Raw genomic sequence first — 12,848 nt, forward strand, 5'->3', positions numbered from 1 at the left:
AAATAGGAAAACCTATACAAAAACTATACAGCATAGTTATTAGCACAAAAAACCTGACAAGTTTATCATAATATCTGATATTTTTAGCAGTTTATGAATCTCTAAAATTTTAACATGGGCATTATTTTATTTTTAGGTTTTACCCTTTTGGTTGCGATTATTTCTTATTTGGCCACAAAAAAAACCGATGAAACTTCATCAGAAGGGTATTTTCTTGGTGGACGTAGTTTAACTGCGGTAGTAATTGCAGGATCTCTATTGCTTACCAACTTATCAACAGAGCAAATTGTTGGTCTCAATGGTCAGGCTTTCACCGAAGGAATTTTAGTAATGGCTTGGGAAACATTGGCAGCAATTGCAATGGTGGTAACATCTATTTTTTTACTGCCAAGATATTTGAAGGGAGGAATAACCACAGTGCCTCAGTTTTTGGAAAGACGCTACAATACCACAACAAAAGCTTTAACTTCTGGGTTATTTCTAACTGGATATGTAGTAGTCTTTTTGCCTGTAGTGCTATATACTGGATCTTTGGCTCTAACGACCATGTTTAATATTCCAGAATTACTAGAGGTTTCAAAAACTACTTCTATTTGGATATGTGTTTTTGGAATTGGAATTACAGGTTCTATTTATGCAATTTTTGGAGGTTTAAAAGCGGTTGCGGTTTCTGATACAATTAATGCCGTTGGTTTGTTAATAGGAGGATTAATGATTCCGGTTTTTGGTCTTGCCGAAATAGGAGATGGAAGTGTCTTTGAAGGAGTTACTATCTTAATGAATGATAATCCCCAAAAATTTAATGCCGTAGGTTCGTCAGAATCTTCAATCCCCTTTGCAACTATTTTTACAGGTATGATGTTGGTACAATTATTTTATTGGGGGACAAATCAAGCCATAATACAAAGAGCTTTAGGAGCAAAAAATTTGCAAGAAGGTCAAAAAGGATTATTACTTGGTGCTTTTGTCAAAATATTAGGACCCTTAATTGTGGTTTTACCAGGTATTATTGCATTTCATATATTTAAAGGAGAGCTTTCTAGTCCAGATGAGGCCTATCCTAGATTGGTAAGTAAAGTTTTACCTGTTTCATTGGTTGGGTTCTTTGCGGCTGTTTTGTTTGGAGCTATTTTAAGTTCTTTTAATAGTGCATTAAATAGTTCTGTAACCCTGTTCGGTATAGATATTTACAAAGAATATTTCAATAAAAAAGCTTCTGAAAAACAAGTAGTGAAAGCAGGAAAGAGCTTTGGAGTTATTCTCGCTATACTAGCTATGTTTGTAGCACCATTTTTAGAACAGGTAAGTAGCATTTTTGAATATTTACAGAAAGTAAACGGGTGTTATAGCATTCCTATACTTACTATTATTGTAGTGGGGTATTTAACTAAAAAAGTACCTGCAATCGCTGCAAATATTGCCATTATTTCGGGAGCATTATTATATCTTATTTATGTGGTATTAGATAGTTCTATTATGAAAGGAGACTTTCCACATTTCCTTCATGTAATGGCCATACTTTTTATTTTTAATATCGCGATAATGCTAATTATTGGTAAATTGTATCCTCAAAAGAAAGCTTATATACAAGAGTATACTAAAGATGTAGATATTACTCCGTGGAGATATACAAAGTTAGTAGGAGTTGGAATATGTTTAATAGTAGTGGCTACTTATATCTTTTTTAGATAATTGAAATATTATAACTACATAATTTTATTTTATTCATTTCTGTACGCGAATATTCTTTCGTCACAGGAATTACCACCAATATTGACCTTTCTGCCTGAGACTTATAATGCTGGAACTCAAAACTGGGCTATTACTCAATCTGACTCAAAATACATTTATGTGGCAAATGAAGGAGGGTTACTAGAATATAATGGAACAAATTGGAAACTATATTCTACTCCTAATGGAACTAACACCAGATCTGTAAATGTTGTAGGTGATCGAGTTTACACAGGCTCTTACATGAATTTCGGATATTGGAAGAAGAACAATTTTGGTAATCTTAAGTATACCTCTTTGAGTGATATTGTTAAGGATAAACTGATAGAGGATGAGCAGTTTTGGAAAATAGTTCACCTGCAAAATTGGGTGCTTTTTCAATCGCTCAATAGAATATACATTTATAATGATGAGACAGAGGCAATCAATTTTGTGGAATCTAACACAGGTATTGTTGGGTTATACAATGTTAATGGAGTAATATATTTTCAGGACCCTGTTAAAGGAATCTATAAGATTGAAGAAGGAAAACCACGATTAGTTACAGATTTTGCGATTGCACAAAATGATAAGGTAGTGAGTATATCCAAGATTTCTAATGGTATTTTGGTACTTACCAGTAGTAACGGGTTTTTTACTGTTTCAAAGAAGGGCGTACAAAAATGGAATATACCGGCAGATGATTCATTAGAAGGGATAAGCATTTTTAGTAGTATACGCCTTATAGATGGGAGCTTCATTCTTGGTACCATTTCTGAAGGTGTAATATACCTTTCAGAAGAGGGAACTATAAATTATAAGATCAATCAAAGTCAAGGATTGAGCAATAATACGGTTTTATCTATGTTTGAAGATGCCGATAATAATATTTGGCTTGGACTCGACAATGGGATCAATTGTATTAATATTAAATCTCCAATAGAGCTTTTTGATGATGTAGATGGCACTATTGGTACGGTTTATACTTCGGTTATTTTTAACAATGTCTTATACCTAGGAACCAACCAGGGGCTATTTTATAAATCAATAGGTTTAAATGAAGAATTCAAGTTTGTTAAGGGCACCAATGGGCAGGTTTGGAGTCTTTATGTTTATGATGATTCTCTTTTTTGTGGACACGATTCAGGAACATTTCTAATTGATTATGATAATGCTCAATTAATATCAAATTTAAATGGAGGCTGGGTTTTTAAACCAATTGCCAAACACCCCGATAAGCTGTTACAGGGAACCTATACTGGCCTTTGTGTTTTGCACAAGAATGAAGGGAAATGGGAATTGCGACATAAGATAGAGGGGTTTGAGTATTCTGCTAGGTTCATAGAGTTATTTGAGGATTCGGTTTGGGTAAATCATGAAAATAAAGGAGTGTTTAAAATCAAGTTAGATGAAGATTTTAAGACTATTGTTGAGATTGAAACGCCTTCACTTGTAGAAAGAGGAAAAAACTCAAATGTCATAGAATATAAAGGAGATATTTTATACTCACATGAACAAGGCTTGTATGTATACAATGCTTCTACTGGTAAATTTGAAAAGGGGGGTGTCACAAGTCAGTTTTCAAATAATGAAAATCATGAAATAGGAAAGCTTATTAAAGATAATAATGGAAAACTCTGGAGTTTCTCCAAAAACAATATCAGTTATATTGAAAAAAGTCAGTTTTCTAAGGATTTCAAAATCACAAGGATTCCGATACCAAGGTCATTGAGAAAAGAGATGTTTGGTTTCGAGAATATTATGTTTTTAGGAAAAGATAAATATTTAATAGGCACTACAAGGGGGTATTTGATATTAAATACTTCAAAAAATCATAACGAAACGCATCAGATTATTTTAGATAAAATATGGGTAAAAGACAAAAAAACGGCATTTAAAGAGGTTTCTAGATTTGAAAAAAATCCTGTTTTTGCGCCCAATTTTAATACTTTTTCCTTCGCGTATACGATTCCTGAATATGATAAATATATGGTTTCCAAGTTTGAATATAAACTGGAGGGGTTCTATGATTTTTGGAGCAATTGGACCACAAATTCGAAAGTAGTATTTGAGAATTTACCTTACGGAGAGTATTCATTTCTGGTAAGGGCAAAAACAGGCAATATACCTACTAATAACGTTGCTCGATTTGACTTTACAATTAAAAGACCTTGGTACGTTTCAGTTTGGGCTATTATAATTTATGCATTGCTGTTTTTGTTTATATTATTCCTCATGCATAAACTGTATAAACGATATTATACACGACAAAAGCAAAAACTTATTGAGGAAAATAGAAAACAACTGGAACTAAAACGACTTGAGTCTGAAAAAGAAATTATGAAGTTGAATAATGAAAAGTTAACTCAAGACATAGAGAATAAAAACCGGGAGTTAGCTACTTCTACCATGAATATTATTAAGAAAAATGAAATTCTTAATACTATAAAAAAAGAACTTCAAAAATCTGAGATGAATGTTGGAGGAGTCAAAAATGTAGAACGAATTATTAATAGGAATTTGAATAATGAAGACGATTGGAAACACTTTGAAGAGGCTTTCAACAATGTGGATAAAGATTTTTTGAAAAAACTAAAAGCAAAGCACAATGATTTAACGCCTCATGACCTTAGATTTTGTACCTATTTAAGGCTTAATTTATCCTCCAAAGAAATTGCTCCTTTGTTAAATATTTCTGTAAGAAGTGTTGAGATAAAAAGATATCGTTTAAGAAAAAAGTTAAAATTAGAACACTCTGATAACTTAGTGAACTACATTCTTGAGATTTAGCACTACAACAACTTTAAAATACACCTCAACATTACCTCAACTCCAACGTTAGAGCTTTCCTTTATTTAATATTTTTTTACAATTATTTAATAAAACGAAAACATTATAAGAGTCTTATTTTTAATGGGTTTGCTGCGGAATCCTCGTAAATAATCCTTTTTTCCTTCCTACAATGTATGTTTTTTGTTGAGGTTGCTCATTGAGAATTTGTTAACAATACTGTTTAAGTTTGAGAAAATCAAACAAAAATATTTATGAAAATTGCATATTTCGCAATAGCCATGTTTTTAACATCGTTGATACATGCGCAAGAAATTCAGATTACAGGAAAGGTAATTGCCCCCGATGGATTACCTCTTCCGGGGGTAAATGTATTGGTAAAAAACACGTCAAATGGAACAGTAACAAATTTTGATGGGGATTATGTGTTAGATAAAGTACCTATCGGTAGTGCGATCACATTTTCTTATGTGGGATTTATAACTAAGGAAATTGTAGTTGGTCAAGATTTAGAGATCAATGTTACCTTAGAGGAGGACAGTCAAGCCTTAGAGCAAGTAGTAATTATTGGATACGGAACACAAACCAAAAAAGAGGTTACTGGAGCCGTATCTATAGTAGGAGCCGAAACCATTGAAGAACTCAATGTGGTTAGAGTAGAACAAGCATTACAGGGCCAAGTAGCTGGGGTGAATATTACTTCACAATCAGGTGCCCCAGGAAGTGCTTCCACTATTTCCATTAGGGGTATAAGTACAAATGGAGATAATAGACCTTTAATTTTGGTAGATGGAAATGTAATTGAAGATCTCAGTGTAATTAATCCAAATGATATAGAAAGTATTAATATACTTAAGGATGCCACAGCTGGTATTTATGGAGTTCGAGCTGCAAATGGGGTTATATTAATTACAACCAAAACAGGAAGAAAAAACCAAGAATTAAAGTTTGAGCTCGATTCTTATACTGGATTTCAGGAAACTTCTAGAAAAATACCTGTGCTCAATGCAACAGAATATGGAGCTATAATAAACGAAGCGTTTGTTAATGGAGGAAATACTCCTCCTTTTTTAAACCTTTCTGAACTTGGTGAAGGAACCAATTGGCAGGATGAAATATTTAGAGTTGCAGCTATTTCTAATGTGAATTTTAATGTAAGTGGAGGAGGAAGTAAATCTAATTATTCTGCAGGGACTTCATATTTAAGTCAAGACGGAATTGTAGGTGGCAGTAACTCCAACTTCGAGAGATTCACAGGTAGAGCAAATTATAATCTTGAATTTTTTGAAAACTTCAAATTATCTACCTCAGCCATATATACTTATACAGATAGAAATAGGTTATTGGAGAATGCATTGGGGTCAGTTTTATTTAATGCATTAAATATGGCCCCCACTTTATCTGTACTTGATCAAAATGGAGATTTTACTTTGGCAGAAGGATTGGGAAATGAAGTAATTAACCCTGTTGCACAAATTGCAAATACCTTTAATGAATCCAGAGTGCATAAGATAAGTGGAGTTGCAGGTCTTAGCTATAAGTTTTTAGAGAATTTTAAAGCAGAGTCTAGATTTCAGTTTAATTATGCAGAAGTGTCTGAGAAAATGTTTGCACCAGAAGTATTCTATGGTTCAGGAAAAGTTTTTAACGTAGACAGAAGTAGTGTTACCGAAGATGAAGATATCTTCAGAGACTTTACATGGGACAATTTCCTTACCTACTCAAAGGTATTCGCAGAAGATCATGACCTTAAATTGCTATTAGGAATGTCGGTTTTTAAATCAACCGGTGAGTTCACGAGTTTTACCGGATTTGATATCCCAGGGAATTCATTTGAAAATGCAGAGTTATCACAGGCTTCAGATATAAGAGATAATTTCCTTAACGGTGGAAATACTTTCGATGCTAGGTTACTATCCTATTTCTCCAGATTACAGTATGGATTTAAAGGCAAGTATCTACTTTCAGCGGTAATAAGACGTGATGGTTCTTCCAAATTCGGACCTAAGAATAAATTCGGATATTTTCCATCTGCTTCTTTAGGTTGGGTCGTATCTGACGAATCTTTTTTAGCAGATAGTAATTGGTTAGATTTTTTAAAACTTAGAGCAAGTTACGGTATCATCGGAAACGATAGAATTCCTGATTTCAGATTTATTTCTTTGCTCAATGGAGAAGGAACGTATGTCATAAATAACGAATTGGTTTTTGGAGAAGCTATAGGCGCCTTATCTAATCCTGAAATAAAATGGGAAAAACAAAAAACCTTAGATATAGGTCTTGATACCAGATTTTGGAAAAACAAAATTGATATCACCTTCGATTATTTCCAGAAAAAAACCGAGGACTTATTGGTAATCTCACCTGTATCAGGAATTCTAGGGGCCGGTGCTCCGGGGTCTTCTCCTCCGGTTATTAATGCTGGTATTGTAGAGAATAAAGGGTTTGAGTTTAGAATTAGTTATGCAGACAAGCTATCGGATAATTTAAATATCAATATCAGCTATAACTTTACAACATTAGATAACGAGGTATTATTTGTAAATAGTGATAGTGGTTTTATACCAGGAGGTTCTTTTGGCGTGGGGCAGGATTCTCCAGCTAGAATGGAAGTTGGAAAACCAATAGGATACTTTTATGGTTTACAAACCAATGGCGTCTTTCAAAACCAAGCCGAAGTCGATGCTCATGCTACCCAAGCAAACGCTGCTCCAGGGGATCTAAGATATGTCGATATGAATAATGATGGTCAAATCGATTCTGATGATAGAACCGATATAGGAAACCCTATACCAGACGTAACCATGGGACTTAATATAGGGTTTAACTATAAGAATTTTGACTTTTCTTCTTATGCCTTTGCTTCCTTAGGAAATGATATTGTTAGGAATTATGAACGAGATCAACCATTAGTGAACAGAAGAAATGGCTTTTTAAATCGATGGACAGGTGAGGGTACTACCAATGCTTTTCCTAGGGTGACCAATGGAGCCAATTCAAATAGTTTGTTTTCTAGTTTTTATGTAGAAGATGGCTCATATGTTCGAATTCAAAATATACAACTTGGCTACACCTTTAATGAAGCCGATATGGAGACTCTTGGAATCGATAAACTTAGAATATATGCAACGGTAAACAATCTCTATACTTTCACAGAGTACAATGGGTATGACCCTTCTGCATCTTCTGGAGAACCGATTGGTGGAGGAATTGATCAAGGATTTTACCCAGTGCCAAGAACATATTTATTAGGAGTAAATCTCAAATTTTAAACAAATGAAAAAGAGTAAACAATATATAGTACCAATAATCCTTTTGGCGACAATGTTACTGATAACTTCATGTAGTGATGATTTTGTCGATGTGGAGTCGGTCGACCCCAATTCTGAGGACTTTTTTAATACAGAGCAAGAATATCAAGATGCCTTAATAGCTGCTTATGACCCTCTTCAATCTACATACATAAATGTGATGTTGGGAGAAATTGCATCAGATAATACATTGGCAGGTGGTGAGAGTGCTACTGATGTCCCAGGTATTCAGGAAATAGATGATATGATGCACACACCGGTTAATGCTCAACTTAGAGATATCTGGTCTTGGATGTATGGAGGAGTAAACAGAACCAATTACATTATGGAATTTCAAAACAAAATTGATTTTCCTGGTAAAAATGAGGTGATAGCACAAACAAGATTTTTAAGAGCATATTATTATTTTGAATTGGTAAAGTGGTTTGGAGATGTGCCTTTGGCAATTGACAAAAGAATTTTATTTGGTGAAGAAACTAGTTTTGATAGAGCACCAAAAGAAGACGTATATGCACTAATTGAAGAAGACTTACAGTTTGCAGCAGATAACCTGCCCGATACTCAGTCTGAAATAGGAAGAGTAACTCGAGGAGCTGCTCAGGCGTTACTTGGGAAAGTTTATCTTTTTCAAGATAAATTTTCGGAAGCTGCTACCATTTTAGAGCAAGTCGTAGCTGGACCATATGATTTGGTGTCTGATTATGAATCAATTTTTGAGCAAGCAGGAGAAAATAACATAGAATCGGTTTTTGAAATACAATATTCTGATGAAGAAGGAGCAGGATTTGGTTGTTTGCAATGTAGCGAAGGTAATGTTGCTGTTGGTTTTAATGGTATTCGAAATTATTCAGGGCCGTTGTTCGAATCAGGTTTCAGTTTCAACATCCCTACCCAAGAAGTATTTGACGCCTTTGAACCAGGAGATATTAGAAGAGATGTAGCGATTTTAGATATCAATTCTTGGGCATCACAAACGGGGGCAACATTCTCAACAGGTTTTGAACACACAGGTTTTTATAATCGAAAATATATTGCGCGTGTGGGTGACCTAAATACGGGAGATGCAAATCTTACCAATCCAAACAATTATAGAGCTATACGATTTGCCGATGTACTGCTTATGGCAGCCGAAGCTCATAACAGAAAGTCTCCAAGTGATGATAATAGAGCACTGGTATACCTTAATAGAGTTAGAACAAGAGCTCAATTACCTGATGTTACAGTTACCGGAGTAGCATTGACCAACGCAATCTATTCAGAAAGACGAGTGGAGCTTGTTGGTGAAGGGCATCATTTTTTTGATTTAGTACGAACAGGAAGAGCTGCAGACGAGATAAATGGATTTGTAGTAGGAAAACACGAATTGTTTCCTATTCCATTGATTGAAATTCAATTAGCAGGAGGTATATGGCAACAAAACCCAGGGTATTAAAGGGAACAAAAAAGAAAAACGATGAAAATTTTTAAGTCATTATTATTAATAGTTTTAATCATATTTACATTTAATAGATGTAATGAAGATGATAGCTTAGAAGAATTACAAGCGAGTGCTCCTACCGATATAGCGGTTGATATTAACATTACACAGGATAATACGGGGCAAGTGACCATAATACCAAGTGGAATCTCTGTTTCATCTTTTCAAGTTTTTTTTGGAGATGTAGAGAATGAAGAACCTACCGTGGTGTTACCAGGTTTTTCGGTTAAGCATGTCTACGCTGCAGGAACATATGAAGTTAAAATTATAGGAGTTGGCCCTACTGGTCTTACCAATGAATACACACAAAGTATTGTAGTCTCAGGGAATGATCCGATTCAATTCCCTATCGATTTTGAATCTTTCATTATTTATGAGTTTGTAGATTTTGGAGGTACAAATAGTTCTGTTATCGATAATCCAAATGCTTCAGGAACAAATTCAAGTTCTAAGGTCGGGAGATCAATCAAAAACAATGGAGCAGAAACATTTGCAGGTAGCACATTGGTGCTAGAAGAACCTATTGATTTCTCTTCTAATAAATTAATTCAATTAAAGATAAACTCTCCAAAAAGCGGGATAACTGTTAAATTAAAAGTTGAAAATGGGTCAAACGAGAATATAAGTCATGAAGTAGATGTCGTAAATTCAGTATCCAATGATTGGGAGGAATTGAGTTTTGATTTTGGTAGTATTGATACTTCACAAGAATATCAAAAATTGACAATTTTCTTTGATTTTGGAAATACCGGGGACGATACAGAATATTTGTTTGATGATATCATACTCACTACCTCTGTGGTCGCTAGCATTGAAGGAGTTTGGAAGTTGGCCCCAGAGGCGGGTGCTTTAGGAGTAGGACCTGCACGTGGAGATATAAGTTGGTTTAATTGCGACGAAGCCTGTGTTAGTGCCCGAGCATGTTTCTATGATGATCTATATGTTTTTGATACCGATGGGACTTTTAGTAATATTCTTGGAGGCGAAACTTGGGTTGAAGCTTGGCAAGGAGGTGGAGACTCTTGTGGTACCCCAGTTGCTCCTCACAACGGATCTAATCCGGCGACGTATACCTACGATCAAGTGGCAGGTACTGTTACGTTAACTGGTGAAGGGGCGTATATAGGATTAGCAAAAGCTAATAATGAGGGTGAACTTCCCAATGTCGCAGTACCAAACTCAATAACCTATGAAGTTTCTTTTATAGATGATAATACCCTAAGTGTGATTATAGAAACAGGTTCTGGGTCTGGAGTATTTTGGCAATTTAGATTAATTCGAGAAAATCCTACTATACCAATTCAAGGTGTTTGGAAGTTGGCTCCAGAGGCGGGTTCGCTGGGTGTGGGCCCTGCACCTGGTGATGTAAGCTGGTTTAATTGTGATGATGCTTGTGTAGAAGCAAGAGCTTGTTATTACAATGATTTATATGTTTTTGGAGCCGATGGAAGCTTTAGCAATGTAATGGGAGGAGAAACATGGGTAGAAGCTTGGCAAGGAGGTACCGATGCTTGTGGTACTCCAGTTGCTCCTCATAATGGCACTAATGCAGGAACGTATCTCTATGATGAAGCTGCTGGGACTTTAACTATAAATGGAGAAGGTAGTTTTGTGGGATTAGCAAAGGCAAGTAATGCAGGAGAATTACCTGGAGTACCGGTTCCTAGCTCTATCACGTATAACGTGACTTCTTTGAATGATGATTCTTTAAGTTTGGTTATAGAAACAGGGTCGGGAGTATTTTGGCAGTTTAGATTAGTAAAACTATAAATAAGAAAAACTACTTATAAATAATAAAAAATAATAAAACATACTGTATTTGATCATTGAACAAATGAAATGTATAAAATGAAAATAAGGTTATGGTAACACATATTTTTAAAAGAATGGTAGCCCTCACATTACTCATAGTAGTAAATCTGAGTTGCCAAGAAGATGATGCACAATTGGGAGAGTTAAAGGCTCCTACAAACCTAACGGTAGATATTAATATAGTTGGCGCCGATACAGATAATCCATACGGAGATGGAAGCGGTGTAGTAGTATTTACAGCAAATGCAGATAATGCTGTGTCATATTCCTACGTGTACAATGAAAATATTAATTCTTCTCCATCAGGTATTAATGAATTTAGTTTTTCTCAAACAGGAGTAAATATTTATACGGTTACTGTTATTGCGAACGGAACGGGTGGGGTTTCTTCTAGTAAAACTTTTAAAGTTGAGGTATTAGTTAACTATGAACCACCTCAGGCGCTCATAGACTTATTAACTTCTGGAAGATGGAGAATAAAAAATGAAGTAGGTGGACATTTTGGTTTGGGCCCTGTAGGAGGAGATGTCTTTGGAGAATGGTTCTCTGCACCTGCAAATGACAAAGCGGGTACCGGAATGTACGATGATAGATATGTCTTTAACGCAGATGGAACCTTTACACATATTACCGATAGTACCAATGATGATCCAAATGAGAATACTGATGGCACGGTATTCGGCAGGGTCGGTCTTATTGATGAATTAGGTTCACATACAATTACTCCAGATGGGGCAGATATTTTGAATTACCCATTATCTGACTATACAGGGTCTTGGACTATTACAGCGCCAGATGATAGAGTAATGATTAATCTCACAGGAACCTCATTTATAGGGTATTATACTGGGGGTAACCATTCCTATGAATTAGTTGGTTATGATCCTAATAATCCAGGTAATGATCTTTCTCTAAGAACTACAGATGGGAATAGTGAATTTGACTGGTGGTTTTTGATTACTCCAGAGGGATCTGATAATACTAGTGGTTCTGCATTTAATACTTTGGTTTGGTCTGATGAATTTGAAACCAATGGTAGTTTAGATAATACCAAGTGGACATATGATTTAGGTGATGGTTGTCCAAGCTTGTGTGGTTGGGGGAACAATGAATCCCAGTCATATACTAATGATCCAGAAAATGTAATAATAGATGAGGGGCTCCTTAAGATAACCGCTAAATCAGAAGCTGGAGGATATACATCGGCAAGAATTAAAACACAAGATTTATTTGAGTTTACACATGGTAGAGTAGAAGTAAGAGCAAAGTTACCAGCAGGAGGAGGTACCTGGCCCGCAATATGGATGCTGGGAGCAAATATTGATGAGGTAGGATGGCCAGCTTGCGGAGAAATAGATATAATGGAACATGTAGGGAATAATATAGATGAAGTTTCTAGTGCGTTACATTTTCCAGAAAATTCAGGAGGTAATGCTGTAGTAGATCGTACAACAATTTCGGGTGCAACAACAGATTTCCATATATACGAAGTAGAGTGGACATCTACTCAGATTGTATTTTCTATAGATGGAACCTCTTATCACACATTTTCGTACGGAAGCGATGTGCCATTTTCAAGTAATAGTTTCTTCTTAATACTCAATGTAGCCATGGGAGGAACCTTGGGAGGAACCATTGATCCTGCATTTACTGAATCCACCATGGAAATAGATTATGTAAGAGTATACCAATAAAGAGCAGAATTAGTTTCATTTCATTTTAGATTGGAGGATTATTAACCCCAGATA

At 35.3% G+C, this 12,848-nt stretch carries 6 protein-coding genes; all 6 read left to right on the top strand.

Annotated elements, in window-relative coordinates:
- Nucleotides 1–114: 114 nt before the first annotated feature.
- The gene (locus M0D21_RS06925; protein WP_248327745.1) at nt 115–1,692 is read left to right on the top strand and encodes a solute:sodium symporter family transporter; all 1,578 of its coding nucleotides are present in this window, start codon (nt 115–117) and stop codon (nt 1,690–1,692) included.
- Nucleotides 1,693–1,773: 81 nt separating this feature from the next.
- Nucleotides 1,774–4,500: a triple tyrosine motif-containing protein gene (locus tag M0D21_RS06930; protein WP_248327747.1), complete on the top strand. Its 2,727-nt coding sequence runs from the start codon at nt 1,774–1,776 to the stop codon at nt 4,498–4,500.
- Between the two features lie 254 nt (nt 4,501–4,754).
- Nucleotides 4,755–7,772, top strand: coding sequence for a SusC/RagA family TonB-linked outer membrane protein (locus tag M0D21_RS06935; protein WP_248327749.1), 3,018 nt, complete (start codon nt 4,755–4,757; stop codon nt 7,770–7,772).
- Between the two features lie 4 nt (nt 7,773–7,776).
- Nucleotides 7,777–9,243 (top strand): RagB/SusD family nutrient uptake outer membrane protein, encoded by a 1,467-nt coding sequence (locus M0D21_RS06940; RefSeq protein ID WP_248327751.1) that lies wholly within the window; start codon nt 7,777–7,779, stop codon nt 9,241–9,243.
- A gap of 21 nt (nt 9,244–9,264) precedes the next feature.
- On the top strand, nt 9,265–11,058 hold the full coding sequence (locus M0D21_RS06945; protein ID WP_248327753.1) for a hypothetical protein: 1,794 nt from the start codon (nt 9,265–9,267) through the stop codon (nt 11,056–11,058).
- 92 nt (nt 11,059–11,150) lie between these two features.
- Nucleotides 11,151–12,794, top strand: coding sequence for a glycoside hydrolase family 16 protein (locus tag M0D21_RS06950; RefSeq protein WP_248327755.1), 1,644 nt, complete (start codon nt 11,151–11,153; stop codon nt 12,792–12,794).
- Nucleotides 12,795–12,848: the final 54 nt, after the last annotated feature.

Origin of the sequence: Aquimarina acroporae (assembly GCF_023195925.1) — a bacterium.
Lineage (GTDB): Bacteria > Bacteroidota > Bacteroidia > Flavobacteriales > Flavobacteriaceae > Aquimarina > Aquimarina acroporae.